This is a genomic window from Leisingera caerulea DSM 24564, from assembly GCF_000473325.1.
GTDB classification, from domain to species: Bacteria; Pseudomonadota; Alphaproteobacteria; order Rhodobacterales; family Rhodobacteraceae; genus Leisingera; species Leisingera caerulea.
The window spans coordinates 3,105,414-3,127,314 of sequence record NZ_KI421513.1; the positions used below are offsets into that span (position 1 = coordinate 3,105,414).

24 protein-coding genes are annotated in these 21,901 nt (G+C 63.4%); 11 read left to right on the top strand and 13 right to left on the bottom strand.

Annotated features, from left to right (window positions below; translation table 11 throughout):
- The first annotated feature begins 97 nt into the window (after window positions 1-97).
- The 3 genes from ligA (at window position 98) to CAER_RS30665 (ending at window position 4,735) form a co-directional block, all read left to right on the top strand.
- Window positions 98-2,377 (top strand): NAD-dependent DNA ligase LigA, encoded by a 2,280-nt coding sequence (ligA, locus tag CAER_RS0122390; RefSeq protein WP_209320217.1) that lies wholly within the window; start codon window positions 98-100, stop codon window positions 2,375-2,377.
- A complete protein-coding gene (gene recG / locus CAER_RS0122395) occupies window positions 2,374-4,464 on the top strand; it encodes an ATP-dependent DNA helicase RecG (protein ID WP_027237460.1) in 2,091 nt (696 codons plus the stop codon). Before ligA ends, recG begins: the two co-directional genes overlap by 4 nt.
- 148 nt (window positions 4,465-4,612) lie before the next feature.
- Window positions 4,613-4,735, top strand: a complete 123-nt coding sequence (locus CAER_RS30665) for a hypothetical protein (RefSeq protein ID WP_008557605.1) — start codon at window positions 4,613-4,615, stop codon at window positions 4,733-4,735.
- A 291-nt stretch (window positions 4,736-5,026) separates the two neighbouring features.
- On the opposite strand, the gene CAER_RS0122405 is transcribed toward CAER_RS30665, so the two are convergent.
- On the bottom strand, window positions 5,027-5,479 hold the full coding sequence (locus CAER_RS0122405) for an iron-sulfur cluster assembly scaffold protein (RefSeq protein ID WP_027237461.1): 453 nt from the start codon (window positions 5,477-5,479) through the stop codon (window positions 5,027-5,029).
- A 77-nt stretch (window positions 5,480-5,556) separates the two neighbouring features.
- Between CAER_RS0122405 and hisI the strand changes: the two genes are divergently transcribed.
- A complete protein-coding gene (gene hisI, locus CAER_RS0122410) occupies window positions 5,557-5,928 on the top strand; it encodes a phosphoribosyl-AMP cyclohydrolase (protein WP_027237462.1) in 372 nt (123 codons plus the stop codon).
- A gap of 53 nt (window positions 5,929-5,981) precedes the next feature.
- On the opposite strand, the gene gluQRS is transcribed toward hisI, so the two are convergent.
- The 4 genes from gluQRS to CAER_RS0122430 form a co-directional block, all read right to left on the bottom strand.
- Complete coding sequence (gene gluQRS / locus CAER_RS0122415) at window positions 5,982-6,842, bottom strand: tRNA glutamyl-Q(34) synthetase GluQRS (protein ID WP_027237463.1); 861 nt, start codon at window positions 6,840-6,842, stop codon at window positions 5,982-5,984.
- The gene (locus tag CAER_RS0122420) at window positions 6,839-7,453 is read right to left on the bottom strand and encodes a class I SAM-dependent DNA methyltransferase (RefSeq protein ID WP_027237464.1); all 615 of its coding nucleotides are present in this window, start codon (window positions 7,451-7,453) and stop codon (window positions 6,839-6,841) included. The genes gluQRS and CAER_RS0122420 overlap by 4 nt, the downstream gene beginning before the upstream one ends.
- Before the next feature lie 33 nt (window positions 7,454-7,486).
- The gene (gene trmFO / locus CAER_RS0122425) at window positions 7,487-8,842 is read right to left on the bottom strand and encodes a methylenetetrahydrofolate--tRNA-(uracil(54)-C(5))-methyltransferase (FADH(2)-oxidizing) TrmFO (RefSeq protein ID WP_027237465.1); all 1,356 of its coding nucleotides are present in this window, start codon (window positions 8,840-8,842) and stop codon (window positions 7,487-7,489) included.
- 353 nt (window positions 8,843-9,195) lie between these two features.
- Window positions 9,196-9,981: an enoyl-CoA hydratase gene (locus CAER_RS0122430; RefSeq protein WP_027237466.1), complete on the bottom strand. Its 786-nt coding sequence runs from the start codon at window positions 9,979-9,981 to the stop codon at window positions 9,196-9,198.
- 58 nt (window positions 9,982-10,039) lie between these two features.
- On the opposite strand from CAER_RS0122430, the gene CAER_RS0122435 reads away from it, so the two are divergent.
- The gene (locus CAER_RS0122435) at window positions 10,040-10,462 is read left to right on the top strand and encodes a PaaI family thioesterase (protein ID WP_027237467.1); all 423 of its coding nucleotides are present in this window, start codon (window positions 10,040-10,042) and stop codon (window positions 10,460-10,462) included.
- Here CAER_RS0122435 and asd read toward each other — a convergent pair.
- From asd to CAER_RS0122455, 4 genes are all read right to left on the bottom strand, one after another.
- Window positions 10,459-11,349, bottom strand: a complete 891-nt coding sequence (gene asd / locus CAER_RS0122440) for an archaetidylserine decarboxylase (RefSeq protein ID WP_027237468.1) — start codon at window positions 11,347-11,349, stop codon at window positions 10,459-10,461. The genes CAER_RS0122435 and asd overlap by 4 nt on opposite strands.
- 295 nt (window positions 11,350-11,644) lie before the next feature.
- Window positions 11,645-12,508, bottom strand: a complete 864-nt coding sequence (speE, locus tag CAER_RS0122445; protein ID WP_027237469.1) for a polyamine aminopropyltransferase — start codon at window positions 12,506-12,508, stop codon at window positions 11,645-11,647.
- Window positions 12,505-13,011, bottom strand: a complete 507-nt coding sequence (gene speD, locus CAER_RS0122450) for an adenosylmethionine decarboxylase (RefSeq protein ID WP_027237470.1) — start codon at window positions 13,009-13,011, stop codon at window positions 12,505-12,507. Before speD ends, speE begins: the two co-directional genes overlap by 4 nt.
- Before the next feature lie 244 nt (window positions 13,012-13,255).
- Complete coding sequence (locus tag CAER_RS0122455) at window positions 13,256-13,489, bottom strand: DUF1127 domain-containing protein (RefSeq protein WP_027237471.1); 234 nt, start codon at window positions 13,487-13,489, stop codon at window positions 13,256-13,258.
- 96 nt (window positions 13,490-13,585) lie between these two features.
- Here CAER_RS0122455 and CAER_RS0122460 point away from each other — a divergent pair, with 96 nt between their 5' ends.
- The 6 genes from CAER_RS0122460 to CAER_RS0122485 all read left to right on the top strand — a co-directional run bounded on the left by CAER_RS0122460 (window position 13,586) and on the right by CAER_RS0122485 (window position 18,439).
- A complete protein-coding gene (locus CAER_RS0122460) occupies window positions 13,586-14,989 on the top strand; it encodes an aminotransferase-like domain-containing protein (protein ID WP_027237472.1) in 1,404 nt (467 codons plus the stop codon).
- A gap of 165 nt (window positions 14,990-15,154) precedes the next feature.
- The gene (gene rplM / locus CAER_RS0122465) at window positions 15,155-15,613 is read left to right on the top strand and encodes a 50S ribosomal protein L13 (protein ID WP_027237473.1); all 459 of its coding nucleotides are present in this window, start codon (window positions 15,155-15,157) and stop codon (window positions 15,611-15,613) included.
- A 5-nt stretch (window positions 15,614-15,618) separates the two neighbouring features.
- On the top strand, window positions 15,619-16,104 hold the full coding sequence (gene rpsI, locus CAER_RS28365) for a 30S ribosomal protein S9 (RefSeq protein WP_036797529.1): 486 nt from the start codon (window positions 15,619-15,621) through the stop codon (window positions 16,102-16,104).
- A 151-nt stretch (window positions 16,105-16,255) separates the two neighbouring features.
- A complete protein-coding gene (locus CAER_RS28370; RefSeq protein WP_027237475.1) occupies window positions 16,256-16,879 on the top strand; it encodes a CatB-related O-acetyltransferase in 624 nt (207 codons plus the stop codon).
- Window positions 16,880-17,015: 136 nt separating this feature from the next.
- Complete coding sequence (locus CAER_RS0122480) at window positions 17,016-17,384, top strand: group I truncated hemoglobin (protein WP_027237476.1); 369 nt, start codon at window positions 17,016-17,018, stop codon at window positions 17,382-17,384.
- Window positions 17,381-18,439, top strand: a complete 1,059-nt coding sequence (locus CAER_RS0122485; protein ID WP_027237477.1) for an adenylate/guanylate cyclase domain-containing protein — start codon at window positions 17,381-17,383, stop codon at window positions 18,437-18,439. The genes CAER_RS0122480 and CAER_RS0122485 overlap by 4 nt, the downstream gene beginning before the upstream one ends.
- On the opposite strand, the gene CAER_RS0122490 is transcribed toward CAER_RS0122485, so the two are convergent.
- The 4 genes from CAER_RS0122490 to metA all read right to left on the bottom strand — a co-directional run bounded on the left by CAER_RS0122490 (window position 18,436) and on the right by metA (window position 21,849).
- Window positions 18,436-19,053, bottom strand: a complete 618-nt coding sequence (locus tag CAER_RS0122490) for a TetR/AcrR family transcriptional regulator (protein WP_027237478.1) — start codon at window positions 19,051-19,053, stop codon at window positions 18,436-18,438. The genes CAER_RS0122485 and CAER_RS0122490 overlap by 4 nt on opposite strands.
- Window positions 19,046-19,915, bottom strand: a complete 870-nt coding sequence (gene ppk2, locus CAER_RS0122495; protein ID WP_027237479.1) for a polyphosphate kinase 2 — start codon at window positions 19,913-19,915, stop codon at window positions 19,046-19,048. Before ppk2 ends, CAER_RS0122490 begins: the two co-directional genes overlap by 8 nt.
- A gap of 61 nt (window positions 19,916-19,976) precedes the next feature.
- Window positions 19,977-20,930: an alpha/beta fold hydrolase gene (locus CAER_RS0122500; RefSeq protein WP_027237480.1), complete on the bottom strand. Its 954-nt coding sequence runs from the start codon at window positions 20,928-20,930 to the stop codon at window positions 19,977-19,979.
- 1 nt (window position 20,931) lies between these two features.
- Window positions 20,932-21,849 (bottom strand): homoserine O-acetyltransferase MetA, encoded by a 918-nt coding sequence (gene metA / locus CAER_RS0122505; protein WP_027237481.1) that lies wholly within the window; start codon window positions 21,847-21,849, stop codon window positions 20,932-20,934.
- Window positions 21,850-21,901: the final 52 nt, after the last annotated feature.

Sequence of the window (21,901 nt, forward strand, 5' to 3'; positions counted from 1 at the left end):
AAAGGCCTGCCGTTTGGCGGGCTTTTTTCATGTCTGCCGGCGCAGCAGACCGCTCTGACAGAGTCGCTGGACGCGGCGCGCGCGGCGTCCTATCACCATGGGTGAGAACGAAGAGGGACCGCGCGTGGCAGAGAATTCGGAAAAAGACGTGACCGGCCTGACGGCAGAGGACGCCCGGGCAGAGTTTCTGGCGCTGGAGGAGCAGCTGCAGGCGGCGGATCTGGCCTATCACCAGGCTGACGCGCCCGAGATCAGCGATGCCGAATATGATTCGCTGAAACGGCGCTACCGCATGCTGGCGGACGCCTTCCCGGAACTGGCGGAAGAAGCAACTCAGCTGGAGGCGGTCGGCGCGCCGGCGGCGTCGGGGTTCGGTAAGATCACCCATACGGTGCGGATGCTGTCGCTGGGCAATGCCTTCGAGGATGAGGATGTCTCCGACTTTGACCGCAGTATCCGCAAATATCTGGGCCTCGGCGGCGGGGCCGCGCTAGGCTACACGGCGGAGCCCAAGATTGACGGCCTGTCGCTGTCTCTGCGCTATGAGCAGGGCCGACTGGTCCAGGCCGCCACACGCGGCGACGGCAGTGTGGGCGAAAACGTGACCGCCAACGCGCGAACCATCACCGATATTCCGCAGCAGCTGAACGGCGCGCCGGAGGTTCTGGAGGTGCGCGGCGAAGTCTATATGAGCCACGCCGATTTCGAAGCACTGAACGCCCGCCATGCGGAACGCGGAGGCAAGATTTTTGCCAATCCGCGCAACGCCGCCGCCGGGTCCTTGCGGCAGCTGGACGCAGAGATCACCCGCGCCCGGCCTTTGCGGTTCTTCGCCTACAGCTGGGGAGAGCTGAGCGCACCTTTGGCAGAAACGCAGTTGGAGGCGATCGAACGGCTGCAGTCGCTTGGGTTCCAGACCAATCCGCTGACCCGGCTGTGCACCAGTGTTGCGGAGATGATTGATCATTACCGCAGCATCGAGGAACAGCGCGCGACGCTCGGCTATGACATCGACGGCGTTGTCTACAAGGTCAACGATCTGGCGCTGCAGGGACGGCTGGGGTTCCGCTCCACCACCCCCCGCTGGGCCATTGCGCATAAGTTCCCGGCCGAACTCGCCTGGACCCGGCTGGAAGCCATCGACATCCAGGTCGGCCGCACAGGCGCGCTCAGCCCGGTGGCGCGGCTTACCCCGGTGACCGTTGGCGGGGTGGTGGTGTCAAACGCCACTTTGCACAACGAGGATTACATTCAGGGGCGCGACTCCAAGGGCGAGGAGATCCGCGGCGGCAAGGACATCCGCATCGGCGACTGGGTGCAGATCTACCGCGCCGGCGATGTGATCCCGAAAGTGGCCGATGTGGACCTGTCCAAGCGCCCGGAAGATGCAGAACCCTATGCGTTTCCGCACACCTGCCCGGAATGCGGCAGCCCGGCGGAACGGGAAGAAGGCGATGCCGTGCGCCGGTGTTCCGGCGGTCTGATCTGCCCTGCGCAGGCGGTCGAAAAGCTCAAGCATTTCGTCTCCCGCGCGGCCTTTGATATCGAAGGACTGGGCGCCAAGCAGGTGGAGCAGTTCCACAGCGATGGCTGGATCAAGGAGCCTGCGGATATCTTTGATCTGCAAGAAAATTATGGCTCTGGCCTGCAGCAGCTGAAGAACCGCGAGGGCTGGGGGGAGAAATCCGCTGACAACCTGTTCGCGGCGATTGAGGAAAAGCGCACGATCCCGCTGGCCAAGCTGATCTTTGCCCTTGGCATCCGCCACGCGGGTGAGGTCGCGGGCCGCGATCTGGCGCTGCACTACCGGGACTGGCAGGGAATGGCGGCTGCGATTGACGCGGCCCGTCCGGCGGCGCTGGCGCACCGGGCCGCCGATGAGGCCGAGGAGACCGAACGCCAGGCCGCCAAGGAGGAGGGCCGCCGCGCCCGGATATCTGAGACCCGTTCTGCCGCCGTTGCTGATTGCGGCGTGCCGGCCGAAGCCGCAGCCGCCTGGGCGGACCTGATCGGCGTCGACGGGATCGGCGCGGTGCTGGGCCTGTCGCTGTCGGATGCCTTTGCCAACCCGGAGGAACGCGCGGCCATCGACCGGCTGGTGGCGAAACTGACCATCGTGCCGCCCGATGCGCCGGCTGCGGACAGCCCGGTGGCGGGCAAGACTGTCGTATTCACCGGCACATTGGAGAAAATGACCCGCGCCGAAGCCAAGGCCCGGGCCGAGGCGCTGGGGGCCAAGGTCTCGGGCTCAGTTTCCAAGAAGACCGATATCCTGGTGGCTGGCCCCGGGGCGGGCTCCAAGGCCAAGAAGGCGGCAGAGCTGGGCATCCAGACCCTGGATGAAGACGGCTGGCTGGAGCTGATCGCAGAGGCATGAGCGGGCGTCCGGAGATCCTGTTTCCGCTGTTTGCCGGCGCCGAGACCCTGCAGGGTGTCGGCCCGAAAACCGCGCAGAATCTGCTCCAGATGGATATAGAAACGCCGCGCGACCTATTGTTTTCACTGCCTTATTCAGTGATCGACCGTCGGCGGCGCGACACCATCCGCGGGGTGGATTTGCCCGCGGTGGTGACGGTTGAGGTCACTGTGGGCCGTCACCGGCCCGCGCGGAGCAAGGGCGGTGCTTACCGCATTCATGTGCAGGACGCGGAGACCGAGTTCCAGCTGGTCTTTTTCCACGGCCGCAGCCGCTATCTGGAGGCACAGCTGCCGGAAGGCGCGCGCCGGGTGGTCTCGGGCAAGCTGGAGCTGTTCGACGGCATCGCGCAGATGGTGCATCCCGATCACATGCTGCCGGTGGAGGAGGCGCATGAGATTCCGGAGTATGAACCGGTCTACAGCCTGACCCATGGGGTCACGCAGAAAACCATGTATAAGGCGGCGCAAAGCGCGCTGTCGCGGATGCCGGAGCTGGCGGAATGGATCGACCCGGCGCAGATGCTGAAGGAAGGCTGGCCCGCCTGGCATGAGGCGCTGCAGTCTGCCCATGCGCCACAAGGCCCGGATGACCTGAGCCCGTTGTCGCCGGCGCGGGCGCGGTTGGCCTATGATGAGCTGTTTTCGCATCAGCTGACCCTGGCCCTGGCCCGCCAGACGGAGCGCAAGGCGCGGGGCATCGAAAGCCACGCCACCGGTCGGCTGCAGTCGCGTGTGCTGAAGGCGCTGCCTTACAAACCCACCAATGCGCAGGCGCGAGCGATCGAGGGAATCTCCGCCGACATGGCATCGCCCAAGCGCATGAACCGGCTGTTGCAAGGCGATGTTGGCGCCGGGAAAACCCTGGTTGCTTTCATGGCTTTGCTGGTCGCGGTTGAAGCGGGCGGGCAGGGGGTGATGATGGCCCCGACCGGCATTCTGGCGCAACAGCACATGGAAGGTCTTGCGCCGCTGGCCGAGGATGCGGGCGTGGTGATCGAAATCCTGACGGGCCGCGACAAAGGGGCTGAGCGCAAGGCCAAGCTGGCGGCGCTTAAGCGCGGCGACATTCAGGTTCTGGTCGGCACCCATGCGGTGTTCCAGCAGGATGTCGAATTCCGCGACCTGCGGCTGGCGATTGTCGATGAACAGCACCGCTTCGGCGTGCGCCAGCGGATGGAGCTTGCGGAAAAGGGCAAGGGCGCCGATGTGCTGGTGATGACCGCAACGCCGATCCCACGCTCGCTGGCGCTGGCGCAATACGGCGACATGGATGTCTCGGTGCTGGATGAGAAACCGCCCGGGCGCAAGCCGGTCAAGACGGCTGTCATCAGCACCGAACGCATGCAGGAGGTTGTCGATCACCTGCGCAAGGCGATTGCGGAGGGGCGGCAGTGCTACTGGGTCTGCCCGTTGGTGGACGAGTCCGAGCTGAGCGATCTGACCGCGGCGGAGGAGCGATTCAAGCATCTGCGCGCGGTGCTGGGCGAGGGGATTGCTGGCCTGGTGCACGGTCAGATGCCGCCCGCCGAGAAAGATGCCGCGATGGCGGCGTTCCAGGAGGGCAAGACCAAGGTTCTGGTCGCGACCACGGTGATCGAGGTGGGGGTGAACGTGCCCAATGCCTCGATCATGGTGATTGAGCGGGCGGAAATCTTCGGCCTGGCGCAGTTGCACCAGCTGCGCGGCCGGGTCGGGCGCGGCAGCGCTGAATCGACCTGCCTGCTGATGTATCAGCCGCCGCTGACCGAAGGCGGCCGCAAGCGGCTGGAGGTCCTGCGCGAGACAGAGGACGGCTTCCGGATTTCGGAGACCGATCTGCAGATGCGCGGGGCGGGCGACATGATTGGCACCGCGCAATCGGGCGTGCCGCGATTCCGGATTGCCGACCTGGAGCGTCAGGCCGGGCTGATGGCGGTGGCGCAAAGCGACGCCCGGTCGCTGCTGGCAGCCGATCCCAAGCTGGAAAGCGTCCGCGGCAAGGCGGCGCGTGTTCTTCTGTGGCTGATGAAGCAGGATCAGGCAATACGTTTGATTTCAGTGGGTTAAGCCGAGATTCCGTGGCGGGCTTTCTGCTGCGTTCTTGTTTGTTCGCAAATGTTCTCAAAAAGTTCTTTACAGGTGTTCCTGAAAATGAGAACAAAGGGGCAACAAGATTGCCAGAGAGCAGCGAACCAAACTGGAGGAGGCCCGAGCCATGATGACACAGATCAAGACCACCATTCAGAATGCCCATTCCACCCTGCTGCAGGACGCCATCGGCGCGGCCTCGCTGATGGTGATGCTGGTGGCCGCACTTCATTTGCCCGGCCTGCTGTGACCCTTATTCCGATTTCCTGATTGCATCTGCTGTGCCGGGCCGGCCCTTTCCTGTCCCGGACTGTTTTAGGGGGTCAACCGCCTGTCCCGATCCCTGAATGGATTGCCTCAAGATCCTGCCTGGTCTGCCCGGGTCCCGCACAGCAGAGCATAACTGCCGCCGCCATCCTGCCCGGATGCGCGGCGGTTTTTGTTGGACAGGCGGATTCAGCAGCAAATTCACCCTTGCAGTACTGCAGGGGAGGTCGCGGGTTTTACAGTCAATTGCAGTCAGTGGCGCAAAAGGCAGGCGTCAGGCGCACTGCTCCTTGGCGGCGGTCTGCATCGCCTCCAGGGTGGCCTCAAGCGCCAACATGATGGAGGCGTGGCGGTTCTTGAACTCGCGCGCGGGCTGCAGAACTTCCAGCCCGTCAAAGGGCGCATCCGGCACCGGGCCGTCCTGGGTCAGCATGGTCTTCAACTGGTCGCGCGCCGTTTCAACCTCAGCCAGCGAGCGGCCGACCACATTGGCGCCGACCACCGCTGCTGAGGCTTGCCCCAGCGCGCAAGCCTTTACGTCCTGGCCGAAATCCGTGATCCGCCCGTGCTCAACTTTGATATCAACGGTGACGGTGGAGCCGCACAGCGGGGAGCGTTTCTTGACCGTGGCGTCAGGGGCCTCCAGCCGGTCGAGATGCGGAATATCCGCGGCCAGCGCCAGAATGCGCGAAGAATACAGCTTGATCAGATCGGATTCGCCAGACATCGCTTTCCCGGGCTTTCCCTGCTTGGTGGTTCCCCATACATAGGGAGCCGAACAGCAGATGCAAAAGGTTTTTCTCCATGTCTATTGCCGCGCCCTTTGATCCCGCCAGCCTGGTATATGATGACGCGGGCCTGATCCCCTGCATCGCGCAGGACGAGGCCTCGGGCGAGGTGCTGATGATGGCCTGGATGAACGCGGAGGCGGTGGCGCGCACGCTGGAAACCCGCCGGGTCACCTACTGGTCGCGCTCGCGCCAGGCGTTCTGGATCAAGGGGGAGACCTCCGGCCACGTGCAGGAACTGGTCGATCTGCGGGTCGATTGCGACCGGGACTGCCTGCTGGCGCTGGTGCGCCAGACTGGCGCCGCCTGCCATACCAACCGCCGGACTTGTTTCTATACCGCGGTGCGGGAAGGCGGCGAGGTCGAGCTGATGAAGCCGATGGAGTGAGCAGCACCTAAGGGGGGCGGCCCTGGCGGGCCGTGCCTCCGGCGGGGATATTTTCAGCCAGAAGAAGCGGGCAGACCCACCATGCCGCGGATGTCCTGCGGGGTGGCACCCTCGGCGCGGTACCTGGCGATGGCGCGGGCGTCGTCGCGTTTGGCGAGCCGCTTGCCCTGTGCATCGCGGATCAGGCGGTGATGATGATAAACCGGTGTGGGCAGGCCCAGCAGACTTTGCAGCAGCACGTGGATTTGGGTGGCCTCGAACAGGTCAGCGCCGCGCACGGCATGGGTGATGCCCTGGTCCGCGTCATCCGCCACCACCGACAGGTGGTAGGAGCTGCCCATGTTGCGGCGCACCAGGATGATGTCGCCAACACCTGAAATCAGCTGCTCAGGGTCCAGCTGGTGCGAGCCTTCAAACTCCGGCCCGGTTTCGGTGAAGCTGCGCAGCTCTGCGGCCTGCACGGCCTTTTCCATGTTCAGCCGGATCACGTCGCGCTCTGTCGCTTCAGCGGGCGGGCGGCTGCGGCAGGTGCCGGGGTAGATGCGCCCGTCGGGGCCGAATTGCGGCACGCCTTCCTGCGGCGCCCCCGCCGCGGCCTCGATATCGGCGCGGTTGCAGCGGCAGGGGTAGGTGAGCCCCAGGGCGGTCAGCCGGTCCAGTACCGCGCGGTAGCGGGGCAGCCGCTGTGATTGGCGCATCACCGGCTGCGGCCAGCTAAGGCCCAGCCAGTGAAGGTCGTCATAGATCTGCGCCTCCCATTCGGGCCGGGCACGGGACTGGTCGATATCTTCGATGCGCAGCAGGAAACGGCCGCCCGCAGCCACGGCCATATCATGCGCCAGCAGTGCGGAATAGGCGTGGCCCAGGTGCAGCGGTCCGGTTGGCGAGGGCGCAAAGCGGGTGGTGAATGTCACGCTTTCTCAATTACATAGACGGTTGATTTCAGGTCGATTCCGGGCAGATGGTCGCCGTATTCCCTGAATAGCAGCCGTGCCGCGGAACAGTCCAGCCAGTCATTGAGCTTGCCGGTATAGGCGCGGTCCTCCAATGCGTGATCATTGTATGAGAAGACAAACAGGCCGCCGCGCGGCAAGGCGTGCATGATCATATCGAACACCGCAGGCGGGGCCGCGCCGGTGCCCAGCACACCGCAGCCGGTGATAAGGCGGTAGGCGCCTTCCGGGATCGGTGTGCTGTCGGCAACATCGATCTGTGTCAGTTTGCGGTAAACACCTTTGCTGCGGGCCTGGGCAAGCATTTCCGCCGAAGGCTCCATGCCGTCCACGGTTTCAAAACCCCGCAGCCGAAGGGCCAGGCCCGAGAGGCCAGTGCCGCAGCCGAAATCCAGAACTGGCTCGCCCATCTCCGGTTGGAATTTCGCCAGTGCTTGGGCAATCCGCCCCGGTGTCGCATACCCGTTACCGGCAATCTCGGCGTCATAGGAAGCGGCCCACTGGTTGTAGTGCTCCAGGGTCGCTTCCGGTGTTTCAAGGTCGTAGGCCTTGTCCAGAAACTTATCGCTCATGGCGTAAGTTTAGGCGCTGCTTCCGTATCGCGTCTAGGAAAAGTTGCCAAGCCACTCCTGCCAGACCGCTTTGGCGCGGTCGGTATAGGCCTTGTAGCGGTCCTTGCGGCCGCGGCGGCCGCCCTTCAGGCCGTCGACCGGGCGGAACAGGCCGAAGTTCACGTTCATCGGCTGGAAGGTCTTGGCCTCGGCACCGCCGGTGATGTGGTGGATCAGCGCGCCCATGGCGCTGTCCTGCGGCACCTCGGGCAGTTCCCGGCCGAGGATCTCTGCTGCTGCCAGCCGCCCTGCCAGCAGGCCCATGGCGGCGCTTTCCACATAGCCCTCGACGCCGGTGATCTGACCGGCAAAGCGGATGTTGGGCTTCCGCTTCAGCCGCATCTGCGCATCCAGCAGGGTGGGCGAATTGATGAAGGTATTGCGGTGGATGCCGCCAAGCCTGGCAAAGCTGGCATTCTCCAGGCCCGGGATCATCCGGAACACCTCAGTCTGGGCGCCGTATTTCATCTTGGTCTGGAAGCCGACGATGTTGAACAGCGTACCCAAAGCATTGTCGCGGCGCAGCTGCACCACGGCATGGGCCTTTTCTTCAGGCTTATGCGGGTTGGTCAGCCCCACCGGCTTCATCGGCCCGTGGCGCAGCGTTTCGCGGCCGCGTTCGGCCATCACCTCGATCGGGAGGCAGCCGTCGAAATAGCCCGCGGTTTCGCCCTCGTGGAACTCAGTTTTGTCAGCTGACAATAACGCGTCGATGAAGGCCTCGTACTGGTCCTTGTCCATCGGGCAGTTGAGGTAGGCGGTGCGCTCTTCCTCGGTCTCGCCCTTGTCATAGCGGGACTGCATCCAGGCCTGGGACATGTCGATGCTTTCGGCATAGACGATCGGCGCGATGGCATCGAAAAAGGCCAGCGACTCGGCGCCGGTCTCGGCCTGGATCGCTTTGCCCAGTTCCGGCGAGGTCAGCGGGCCGGTGGCGAAGATCCAGTGGCCGTCTGCAGGCAGCTCGGTGATCTCCTCGTAGGAGACCGACACATTCGGATGCGCCTTCAGCCTGGCGGTCACGGTTTCGGCAAAGGGCTCCCGGTCAACGGCCAGGGCGCCGCCAGCCGGCAGGCGGTGCTGATCGGCGGTGGTCATGATCAGGCCGTTCGCCTGACGCATTTCCCAGTGCAGCAGGCCGACGGCGTTCTGCTCGTCATCATCCGAGCGGAAGGAGTTGGAGCACACCATCTCGCCCAGGTTGCCGGTCTGGTGGGCAAAGGTTTCCACCTTTGGGCGCATTTCGTGGATCACCACCTGAACGCCCATGTTTGCCGCCTGCCAGGCCGCTTCCGAGCCGGCCATGCCGCCGCCCACGATGTGCAATGTCTGTGCCGAATGATCTGTCATGCCCGCCACATAGGGCAGGGGGCGGGGCTGTGCAACCGGCTTGGCGGCTCAATGCGGGCCGCGGAGATGCCGCATTCTGCGCGTGGCGAATGCCGGATGCTCAGGCTGAACGGATGAAGGGGGAATTTGGGGCCGCCGCTGCGGGAATGATCGACCGGTGAGAGAGAACCGGCTGGAGGGACCCTTCCGCAGCAGCAGCCCAAATTGTGCAGGCCCGGGACTGTGCGCCGACCTTGCCCAATCTTTGCCATCTTTCCGCCTGAATTGAAAGGCAGTTGGCTGGCGTCTTAAGGAAACAATAGGTTTCGATTGGTAAACAAAGCCTAAAGTTCTCCGAAAATTTTCGGAAAACCTTATTCCTGCCAGTCAGGCGCGCGTTTTTCGATAAAGGCGGCCATGCCTTCGATGGTGTCGCGGTACATCAGGTTCTCGACGATCACCCCGCTGGTATAGGCATAGGCCTGATCCAGCGGCATCTGCAGTTGCTCATAAAACGCCTGCTTGCCGATCTTGACCGCCGCGCCCAGTTTCGCGGCGATTGTTTCGGCCAGCTTGGTGGTTTCCGATTCCAGCTGATCCAGCGGCACAGCGCGGTTGGCCAGCCCCAGTTCCACCGCGCGGGCCGCGTCGATGAATTCGCCCGTGGTCAGCAGCTCAAACGCCTGCTTGCGCGGGATGTTGCGGGACAAGGCCACCATCGGGGTGGAGCAGAACAGCCCGATGTTCACCCCGTTGACGCCGAACCTGGTGCCCTCAGCCGCCACCGCCAGATCGCAGGAGGCGACCAGCTGGCAGCCCGCCGCCGTGGCGATGCCGTGGACCTGAGCGATCACCGGCTGGGGCAGGGACTGCAGCCCCATCATCACGCGGGTGCAGCGGGCGAACAGATCTTGGAAGTAGGCCTTGCCTCCATCTTCTGCGGCACGGCCCGCAGTCATCTGCTTGATGTCATGGCCCGCGCAAAAGCCTTTGCCGGTGCCGGACAGGATCACTACCTTGATGCTGCTGTCCTCGCGCAGGGCCTCAAACTGTTCCTGCAGCGCCGCCAGCATCTCGTCCGACAGCGCGTTCAGCTTTTCCGGTGTGTTCATGGTCAGCCGGGCAATGCCGCCCGTGTCGCAACGTTCCAGAATTGCCATCTTGCTCTCCTCCCAAGGGTTGCGCCAACTCTAGTCAGCGCGAAGGGAAAGGAAAAGCATGGCACTGGCATTTGATGTCGCAGGTCTGACGGACTACCTGCATGAGATCTTTCCGCAGGTGAAGGACGATTTTGCCATTGATGCGATGGATGAGACGGGTCTGCGGATGCGCCTTCTGACCGCGGAGCGGCACCTGCGGCCCGGCGGCACCGTGTCGGGCCCGTCGATGTTCGCGCTGGCCGATTGCGCGATCTATGCGCTGATCCTGTCGCGGCTGGGGCGCGAGGCGCTGGCGGTCACCACCAATTGCGCGCTCGATTTCATGCGCAAGCCTGTGGCAGGCGCCGATGTGATCGCCGAGGCGCGGTTGCTCAAGCTGGGCCGGGTTCTGGCGGTGGCGGATGTGCTGATGTATTCCGAAGGGATGGCGGAGCCGGTCGCCCGCGCCTCCATGACCTATTCGATCCCGCCCAAGCGCTAAAGCCCGGTGGCCAGCGGCTGGCCGACCTTGACCAGCGTTTCCCGGCCCTTGGCGCTGTTGGCCGCGAGGTCATCGGCAAACCGGATTCTGCCCGGCTCGAACACCACCACCACGGTGGAGCCGCCGAACTTGAAATAACCCTTTTCGTCCATCTTCTGCACTTCGCCGGCCGTGCGGGTGTTGACGATGGCGCCGACGCCAAAGGCGCCGACCTCGACAAAGCAGTAGCTGCCGAAGTTTTCGGTCTCAACCAGCGTCCAGCTGCGCTTGTTCTCGCCGAACACATCCGGCCCGGCCCCCAGCGCAATCGGGTTCACCGAATGCAGCGCGCCGGGAATGTCCTCTGCCGCTGCGATCCGGCCTGCGGCGGGGAAGTGATAGCGGTGATAATCCGCCGGGCACAGCCGCACGATGGCCAGCGCGCCGCCGATGAAGCGGTCCGCAATGCCCGGCAGCATGGTACGGACTGACATCGGATAGCCCTTGACCGGGACAAACACATCCTCTGCCAGTTCAGGGAACACCAGCACCCGGCCGTCGGCGGGTGATACAATATCCTTCGGGTCATCGCTGAAGGGGCGGGCTTCGGGTTTCAGGTGGCGCACAAAGAAATCGTTGAAACAAGCGTAGCTGTCAGCAGGGGCCGTGGCCTCAGACATGTCAATCGACAGATCGTCGACCACCTTGGCGATCTTGCCCCTGGAAAACCGCGAGTCGAACCAGGCGCCCATCAAGCGGCTGATGAGCGCGGAGCGGAACAGCAGCTTTTCCACCGGCCTGGCGCTGGCATTCTGATAGGCCCAGCGGATCCATTTCTCGCCCAGCACCACCTCCTCAAAGGTCTCGCCGGTTTCGCGGTCAACAACAAGGATGGGGTCGCGCTGCATTTGGCCTGCCACGTCTGATGAATGTCCCGCCGCGCCTAGCAAAGACGAGCAGTCAGGCCAAGGGGGATTGGTGCGCAACGTTAGGGCCGGGACCGTCCAGGGGCTGGATCAATCAAATCAGCGTTCGCCCGCCGTGGGGCGGGCGGACGCGTGTTTGCCGCTGGCGCGGCAGGCGAATTGGAAAAAACAGACCCGGTTCAGGCTGCAACCAAACAAGACGTAATAGATTACAACAAGGTTTCCGAATTAGCCCCGGATACGAAAAAGGGGGCCGAAGCCCTCTCATGCCTCCCGCTTACGGGAACAGCTTTTTCACATAGTTCGGCAAGGCAAATGCGGCTTTGTGAACTTCCGGGTTGTAATACCCGGTCTCGATCCCGGCAGCGGCAAAGCGTGCCTCCAGATCCTCAAGGCTCACGTTGCGGGCTTTGTCCGAGTGGCTGCCCCAGCCGAACGCCATCGGCCCGCCCGCATAGGTCGGCACGGTGGCCAGATAGCAGGACGCATCGGCAAACAGCGCCTGGAATGCGCGCAGGGTGCCGGTCAGCTCATCGCCCTGCATGAACGGCACGCCGTTCTGGGTGACGATGATTCCGTCCTCGGTCAGCGACCGCGCCGCATGGCCATAGAAGGTATCGGTGAACAGAACTTCACCGGGGCCGATCGGGTCAGTCGAATCGACGATGATCACGTCGAACTTCTCGGTGTTCTCTTTCATGAAGAGCGCACCGTCGTTGATCACCAGATTGAGGCGCGGATCATCAAAGGCGCCGTCGCTCAGCATCGGCAGATACTCTTTCGAGAAATCCACCACGCCGCCGTCGATCTCCACCATGGTGACATGCTCGACCGAGGTGTGGCGCAGCGCCTCGCGGGCCATGCCGCCGTCGCCGCCGCCGATGATCAGCACGCGCTTTGCGTTGCCATGCGCCAGGATTGGCACATGGGTCAGCATCTCGTGGTAGATGAAGTTGTCGCCTTCGGTGGTCTGCACCACGTCGTCCAGCGTCAGAATGCGGCCGAACTGGCCGTTCTGGAACACTTTCAGGCGCTGGTGCTCGGTGTTGCTGTCATAGAGCATCTCATCCACGCGCAAACGCTGGGCGTAATGCGCGTGCAGGCTCTCTGTGACCCACTCCTTCTTGACGGCATCGCTCATGCTGCCACCTCTTTGGCGATCAGCTCCTCCCCGCGCAGCAGTTCGCGCACTTCCACCATGTCGGTGCTGAACGCTTCCTTCAGCACGCCGACGGCTTTCCAGGGCTCTGCATCGCCGCACATGAACACGTCAAACGCGCCATAGCCGATTTCCGGCCAGGTGTGGACGGAGATGTGGCTTTCCGCCAGCACGGCCACGCCGGACACGCCCTGCGGCGAGAACTTGTGGGTGTGGATGTGCAGCAGGGTGGCGCCGCAGACCTCGACGCATTTGCGGAAGGCGTTCTGTATGCGCTCTTCGCAGTCCAGGCCGGTGCCCTTCATCACTTCGATGATCAGATGGGTGCCGGCAAACACCTTGCCATCCTTGCGGATGAAATGGTCTTCGCGGTCGGAATCAACAACAGCATCAAGATTCGCGGCAGTTACACCGCGGGCGGTATCTTCCTCATGGGCGCCTGTCTCCAGACCGATCCCCAGTTGGAAGAGGTTGGCGTCTTTCATGGCGCTCCCCTTCGTTCCAGTAGATGACAATCCAGACGGCCCTTAGCGCCCCCCCGGATAAGAGTCCGGGGTTGGGATCGGTGCCGAAAGTGAAGGGGCATGTAGGACCCATGAAGGATTCGATCAACCTTTAATTTCCGCATAGCTGGTAACGCATGGGCGGGCGGGTCCGGCCGGGGCGCGGAGGGCATAAAAAAAGGCCGGGGCGAACCCCGGCCGTCAGGTTGTTCTTTTGCCCAGGGGATCATGGGCGCCAGAACGGAAGAGTGGCTTCATAATGAGCGTCGGCGCGGGACAGGCCGATGTCCTGCAGTTGCGCGTCGCTCAGGTGTTTCAGCTGGCACCGGGTTCGGTGGCGCAGGCTCCACTTGGTCACCAGCACGGCAAAGAGGACGGCCCACTGCGCCAGCACCGGCAGGGCCGGGCGGCTGTTCAGAAAGGACATGTTCGATTGTGCCATTTGCGTGTGCTGTGCCATGGGAGGCTTCCTTCGTATTGTGTTGATACAATCCTGTTGATTTGCTGTAAATTCCTGATACAAAGAGGCGGGTGTAATGTCCAAGGATGGATTGTAATGGGTACAATTTGGCCGCAGAGCCTGGCAGAGGCCAAAGGGCCGAAGTATAAGATGGTGGCCGACACAATCCGGTCCGCCATCGAAACCGGCGGATTGAAAACCGGTACAAAGCTCCCTCCGGTCCGCGATCTCGCGTACCAGTTGAGCATTACGCCCGGCACCGTGGCCCGCGCCTACAGCATTCTCACCGATGAGGGGGTGCTGGAAGCCGAGGTCGGGCGCGGCACCTTTGTAGCCGAAAAGAAGAAACCGGTGCCGGATGACGTATGGTCGCGGCAGCTGCATTTGGCCGAGGCGCGCGATCCCGGCCACGTCAGCCTGTTCAGCCCGCGCATTGCCGACATGGGGCAGGTCGCCGCGGTGCGCGAAGCGCTGCAAAAAGTGGCCGAAGGCGACGCGCAGAAGTTTCTGAATTACCCGACCCGCGACGCCTATCTGCCGGTGCGCCAGGCCGCAGCCGCCTGGGTGGGGCAATCGCCGGTCGGCACTGTCACCGAAAATGACATTGTACTGACGCACGGCGGCCAGAACGGGCTGATGGTGGTGCTGCAAGCCATCCTGGAGGGGCCGCAGCCGGTCATCATGGTCGAGGATCTGACCTATGCGGGCTTCCGCCGCGCGTCGGAGCTGCTGAGGGCGCAGGTGGTCGAGGTGGCGATGGACGACCACGGCATCCGCCCGGATTCGATGGAGCTGGCCATCCGCAAGACCGGCGCCACCGTCCTGTGCACCAGCCCGGAGGTGCACAATCCCACCGGGCTTTACACGCCTTTGGAGCGGCGAAAGGAAATTGTCCGGATTGCCCGCCGCCACGGGGTGCAGATCGTCGAGGACGACTGCTACCGCCTGGGCGAGTCCCGGGCGCCCAGCTACCGGGCGCTCGCGCCGGAGCTGGCCTGGCACGTCTCCTCGATCTCCAAGATCCTGACGCCCGCCCTGCGCGTCGGCTTTGCGCTGGCGCCAGAGGGGCGGGCGGCGGATCTGCGGCGGGTGGCGGAACACGGCTATTTCGGGCTGGCGCAGCCGCTGGCCGATCTGATCCGTATCCTGCTGACCGATCCCCGGCTCCCCGGGCTGGTCGGCAAGGTCCGCGCCGAGATGGCCCGCTATGTGCGGGTGGCGGTCAATGCACTGGGCGGCTTTGACCTGACCTGGAACCCGGATGTGCCGTTCCTGTGGCTGCGGCTGCCCTCGGGCTGGCGGGCGGCGGCCTTCACCCGCGCGGCAGAGGCGAACGGTGTGCAGATCCGGTCTGCCGATGAATTCGCCCTGCGCGACGGCCGCGCCCCGCACGCGGTCCGCATCGCCGTCAACGCCCACGTGCCGCTGAAACGCTTCGAGGAGGCGATGCTGCGCCTGCGCGCCCTGCTGGACAACCCGCCGGAGCAGATCAGCGTCTGAAATTATGGGGTATTATAATACCTATTTTATAAATCATTGAATACTAAAGGTTTATTATTGTTTGACCCTGTTGACGCAGCATTGCGATCCCCGTAAACCCCCTCCATCGCATTCAGGCGGGACCGTTTTGGATTCTGCCTTCACGACAAACAGGATTGACCTGCCATGAAAACCTTCTCTGCTACTCCGGCAGATATCGAGAAGAAGTGGATCCTGATCGACGCCGAGGGCGTTGTTCTGGGCCGTCTTGCCTCGATCGTTGCCATGCGCCTGCGTGGCAAGCACAAAGCCTCGTTCACTCCGCATATGGACATGGGCGACAACGTCATCATCATCAACGCCGACAAGGTGCAGATGACCGGCAAAAAGCGTGACGAAAAATTCTACTGGCACACCGGCCACCCGGGCGGCATCAAGTCGCGCACCAAACAGGACATCCTGGAAGGTGCCCACCCGGAACGCGTCGTGTTCCAGGCCGTCAAGCGCATGCTGCCGGGCAACCGCCTGTCGCGTCAGCAGATGACCAACCTGCGTATCTATGCCGGTGCCGAGCACCCGCATGAAGCCCAGGCCCCCGAAGTTCTGGATGTTAAATCCATGAACAAGAAAAACACCCGGAGCTGATATCGATGGCTGATCAGATCAACACTCTCGAAGAGCTCGCAGCTGCAACCGGCGTGGAAGCAGTGGCTGAGGAAACCATCGCGCGTGAGCCGGTTCGTGACGAACTGGGCCGCTCCTATGCCACCGGCAAGCGTAAAGACGCTGTTGCCCGTGTCTGGATCAAGCCGGGCTCCGGCAAGGTCGAGGTGAACGGCAAGGAAATCAACAAGTACTTCGCCCGTCCGGTGCTGCAGATGATTCTGCGCCAGCCGTTCCAGGTTGCCGGCGTCGAAGACCAGTTTGACGTCTACGCCACCGTCAAGGGCGGCGGCCTGTCCGGTCAGGCCGGCGCGGTCAAGCACGGCATCTCCAAAGCGCTGCAGCTGTACGATCCGTCGCTGCGCGGCGCGCTGAAGGCCGCTGGCTTCCTGACCCGCGACAGCCGCGTTGTGGAACGTAAGAAATACGGCAAGGCCAAAGCCCGCCGCTCGTTCCAGTTCTCGAAGCGTTAATTCGGAACACATCAAATTCGAAAGGGTCCGCCGCTGGCGGGCCCTTTTTTTTGCCTGCCTGCTTTTGCCGAAATCTTTCAGGGTTCTTTTAGAAAGATTTTCTAATTTGTTTCCGGATTCGAGTGACCAGCAAGCGAAGGCAGGACAGATAATGGTAACACCGGAAAACCCCAAGACCGCACCGATCGGAAACGGGCAGCTGGACATCGGCCGCTTCACCCATGGCTACGAGGACCTGGACATCCAGGAGCAGGGCGGCGGCGCCAATGTGTCCATCGGCGCGTTTTGCAGCATCGGCAGGGGTGCAAAGATCCTGCTCGATGCCTCGCCCGCGCTGGACCGGATCACCGCCTTTCCCTTCGGCGAGGTTTTCACCGGGGAGCTGGGCAGCGCCGGGGTTCACGTGCCGCGGCAGGGCGGCGGCGATGTTGTCATCGGCAACGACGTCTGGATCGGCGCCAATGCAACCGTGCTCGCCGGGGTGACCATCGGCAACGGCGCCGTCATCGGCCCCAACGCCACTGTTACCTGCGATGTCGGCCCCTATGAGGTTTGGGCAGGCAACCCGGCGCAGATGGTGCGCAAGCGGTTTGACGATACGGTCTGCGGAAAACTGCAGGAACTGCGCTGGTGGGACCTGCCGCTGCCGCTGATCCAGGAAATGGCGCCGCTGCTGTCGGCCCAGCCGACGGTGGAGCTGATCGAAGGTCTGCAAGGCATCGTCGCCGATCTGGTGACCTTCACCGATCAGGAAACCGCCGGCAGCGCAGCCTGAGACGGGGCAGGGCCTTTGCCCGCGGAACACCACCGTGATTTCCGGCCCGGGACCCGGCCAGGTCCCAGGGCCGTTAACTTTTGCGGAAAACTGTCGTAACATCGGCGGCACTGCTTCCTGATGGGGGAAAGCTGTCATGCCGCAAACCATTTACGAGAAATACGGCGGGTTCAGCGCCATCAGCCGCGTCGTAATGACATTTTACGAGATGGCGCTCGATTCCGATCAGATCGGGGACTACTTCGCCGACGTCGACATGGCGCGGCTGATTGACCACCAGACCAAGTTCATCTCCTCGCTTTTGGGCGGGCCGGCCTCCTTCAGCGATGAACGGCTGGAGGCGGTGCACCGGGCCCTCGGCATCACCCATGAGGATTTCGACGAAATGGCGGCCCTGCTTAAGGACGCGCTGGAGCAGCATGGCCTTTCTGAGCCGGATGTCCGCACCACGCTGGCGGCGATCGAGGCCAAGCGCAACATCATCGTCACCAGGAACGCGGCATGAGCATTGCCGCCATCAACGAACAGCTGCTGCGCGCGATCGGCGTCGGCGTGGCGGTGGTGCGGGCCTCTGACCTTGGGTTTGTTTTTCACAATCAGCCCTTTGCGGAATGGTTCGGCACGCCGGGCGAGGGCGCGGCGCTGACCGATGCCATCGACGGGCTGGACCGCGAGGATCTGGGCCCGCTTTGCGAGGAGGGGCTGCGCTATTCGGCGGAACTGAAGATCAAGCGCAAGCGGCGCACGCTGGTCTTTGCCATCAACATCTCGCAGGCCAGCCATCTGGATGAGGCGCTTCTGGTGGTGGAATGCCAGAACATCACCCGCATCCGCGAGCTGGAAAGCATGATCGACAGCTACTCCGCGATGGTCGAGCGCAACACCCGCGAGCTGGAACGCGAGAAGGAGCGGGTGGAGCGGCTCCTGCTGAACCTGATGCCGCGCCAGGTCTATGAGGAATTCAAGACCTTCGGCGTCGTCACCCCGCAGCTCTACCCGCAGGTGTCGGTGGTGATGCTGGATTTCGTGAATTTCACCGATTTCGCCTCCCGCACCGATCCAACGGTCACGCTGGGAGAGCTGAACGACATCTTCACCGCCTTCGACCGCATCGTCGAACAATACGGCTGCGAGCGGATCAAGACCATTGGCGACGCCTATCTGGCGGTGGCCGGAATGCCGGAACCGATGCCCGAACACGCCACCGCCGTGGCCCATTGCGCCACCCGCTTCCTGCGCTACTTGGAGCGGCGCAACCTGAGCCACCAGCACAAATGGCAGGCGCGGATCGGGCTGGGCACCGGCTCTGCCGTCGGCTCGGTGGTGGGGATCCAAAAATATGTCTACGACGTGTTCGGCCCCGCGGTAAACCTGGCCTCCCGCCTGCAAGTCTTTGCCAACCCGATGAAAATTGTCGCGCCTGAGGAAATGAAGGATGCCTTGTCCGAGGAGTTCCATGTCACCGACATCGGCCCCGAGGACATCAAGGGCATTGGTGAGGTGAACCTGATCAACGTTGGTGCCGAGCTGAGCGCGCCGCAGCCTGCCAGCCGGTTTTAGCTGTCCGGTTCAATCAGCCCCAGCCCGCGCAAGTAGATGCCGATGCCGCTTTCCAGCAAATCCTCGGGCGGAAACGGCGACGTGGCCCCGGGAGAGTTGCGCGCATAGAGCTCCACCACCCCGTGGCTCATCGCCAGAACATGGGCCGAAAACATCGAAGCGGGCGGGCGTTTGTGCTCCGGGATATGCTGGCTCAGGTCCGCGGCGGCGCGTTCCAGGATCGCCCGTGCGCGGGCGGCGGCATCAGCCAGTTCCGGCGTGCGGTTCACTGACACACCGCTTTCGAACATGGCGATGTAATGGCCCGGATGCTTGCGCGCAAAGGCCAGATAGGCCCGGCCCGTCGCCTCGAACGCCGCGAGCGCCGAGGGCTGGTATTTCTCATAGGCATGCTGCATCAGGTCGGCAAACATGACGTAGCCCTGGCGCGCGGCTTCTGCGATCAGATCCTCGCGCCCCTCGAAATGCCGGTAGACCGCCGCCGGGGTGACGCCCGCCTTTTTGGCAGCTTCCGACAGGGTGAATCCGGTCGGGCCCTTGGCCTCGATCAGCTGCAGGGCGGCTTCGACCAGCGCCTGGCGCAGGTTGCCGTGATGATAACCGCGTTTAGGCATCCCAGATGTCCGGGCCTCCGCAAATTTCGGTGTCCAGGGCGCCGATGGCCTTGGCGTCCTTGTTGTCATAGTCAATGGCGGTCAGAACCGCCCGGATCGCCGCCAGCCGCGCCCGCCGCTTGCCGTCGGAGCGCACGATGGTCCAGGGCGCCTCGGGGCAATGGCTGCGGTCCAGGGTCTCGGAGATTGCGGCGGTGTACTCGTCCCATTTCTCCAGCCCCTTGATGTCGATCGGGCTCAGCTTCCATTGCTTCAGCGGGTCGGACTCCCGCTTCAGGAACCGGCGCAGCTGCTCCGCCCGGCCGACGTTGAGCCAGAACTTGAACAGCAGCACGCCGTCCTCCACCAGCGCCTGCTCAAACCCCTTCACCTGGTGAAAGAACCGCTCGCGCTGGTCATCGGTGCAAAAGCCGAACACCTTCTCCACCACGCCGCGGTTGTACCAGCTGCGGTCAAAGAACACGATCTCGCCGCCCGAGGGCAGGTGTTCGATATAGCGCTGAAAGTACCACTGGCTCTGTTCCTCTGCGGTGGGTTTTGACAGCGCCACAACCCGGGCGCCGCGCGGGTTCAGGTTTTCGCGGAAGCGCTTGATCGTGCCGCCCTTGCCGGCCGCATCCCGGCCCTCGAACACGATGGCAATGCGCGCTTCGCTGGCCTTGACCCAGGCCTGCAGCTTGACCAGTTCAATTTGCAGCGCCTCCAGTTCCTTTTCATAGGCTTTGCGGCCCATCCGCTCCCGGTGGGGGTAGCTGGAGTTGAGGATTTCGTCTTTGTCCGCATCCTGGATCGCCTCGCGGATGGGCTCTGGCGCGCCGGTCTCGTAAAAGCGGCTGATGGCTCCGTCAAATGGCAGCGTCATATGCAAAACCCTTCTGTCCTCAACACCTTATATGGGTATTCAGTATGGAATGTGAATCGCATTAACGCAAACGTGCCCGGGCGGCAGCGCGGTGCACCGCTTCGGCCACAGCATCGGTTGCCACGTGATGCGGCATGTGGCCGATCCCCTCCAGCAGGGTCAGGGCGGCACTGGGGACGTCCCGGACCAGCTGCCGGGCGTGGATATTTGGGCTGACGGTGTCATCCGCGGTGCCGTGGATGATCTCGACCGGCACGCCGATCCGGCTGTAATGCGGCGCCAGCGCCTTTACCTCAGACAGCAGATTGGCGCGCTGCCGGGCATTGGCCCGCAGGGAATTGCGCCGCAGAGTCAGGCCGATGCCGAAGTGCTCGGCATAGCCGTCCGGCACCGGCTGGGGGGCAAAAACGGCGTCCAGCGTCTCCATCACCGTGGCACGGGACACAAACGCGGTGAGGGCCGGGACCGCGAGGGCGCTGCCGATCCGGGAAGACGTCACCTTGTAAAACGTGTCCAGCGGCGTGTCCCAGGGGTGCGAAACGCCTGCAACAGACACCAGTGCCGCCAGCGCCTCCGGGTGGTCGACGGCCCAGGCCAGTGCCACCGCGCCGCCATAGCTTTGGCCCAGCACCACGGGTTTTTCCGCGCCTAATTGCGCCGCGGCCTGGCGCAGCACGTCCGCCTGCTGCCGGATTGTCGCGCCGGTGCCGTTCAGACGGTCGGAATAGCCCAGCCCCGGCCGGTCAAAGACAAGGATGCGGAACTCCTTGGCCAGCGCCGGTGCCAGCCGGAAGGTCATGTCCCGGGTGTTGCCGCTGGAGCCGTGGATCAGCACCAGATCGGGCGCACTGCCCTTGGGGCGGCCCATTTCAACCACGTGCACCCGGTGGCGGCCGACCACCAGCACCTGGCCCTGCGGCGGGTGGCTGGCCTCGGCAGCTGCCTCGCGCCGTCCGGCCTGCCAGGCGGTCAGCGCGGCGCCGGTTGCAACAGCAAGGCTCAGGTAGACCAGCATCTTACCGGCCGATCTGATCCAGCTCATATGGCGTGGTCTGGTAGATCTCATTGATCCAGTTGCCATACAGCAGATGCGCGTGGCTGCGCCAGCGGTTCTGCGGCTGCTGGCTGGGATCATCGTCCGGATAATAGTTGTCCGGCACGTTGATCGGGGTGCCATTGGCCACGTCGCGGTCATACTCCTGCTTCAGTGTATCACTGTCATACTCAAAATGGTTGAAGATATAGAGCGCCCGGTGCGCCTTGTCCTCAACCAGGCAGGGGCCGACCTGATCGCTGCCCAGCAGGGTTCGCAGCCCCGGGGCCGCGTCAATTTCTGCTTGCTTCATTTCGGTCCAGCGGCTGACCGGGATCACGAAGTCATCCGAAAACCCGCGAAGGTACGGCGAGGCCGGCGCCAGGTTCTGGTGCCGGAAACAGCCGAACGCCTTGTGGTCCAGCATGTGTTTCTTCACGCCATGGAAATGGTTGATCATCGCCATGCCGCCCCAGCAGACGCCAAAGGTCGAATGCACGTTCGTCTGGGTCCATTCGAACACCTCGCGCATCTCGTCCCAATAGGTGACTTCCGGAAACTCCAGATGCTCAATCGGCGCGCCGGTGATGATCAGCCCGTCGAACTTCTGATGCTTCACTTCCTGGAAGGAGTGGTAGAACTCCTCCATATGCTCAGCCGCGGTGTTCCTGGTCTGATGCTCGGTCATCCGGATCAGGCTCAGCTCGATCTGCAGCGGCGTGGCGCCGATCAGCCGGGCAAACTGGTTCTCGGTCTGGATCTTCTTGGGCATCAGGTTCAGCAGCCCGATGCGCAGCGCCCGGATATCCTGACGCGCCGCCTGATCCGGCGACATGACCATCACGCCTTCGTTCGTCAGAACGTCATAGGCGGGGAGGTCTGCGGGGATCTTGATGGGCATGTCACTGTCCTGATTTGCGGAAGGGTGTGCGATATAGCGGAAGCTGAGAGAT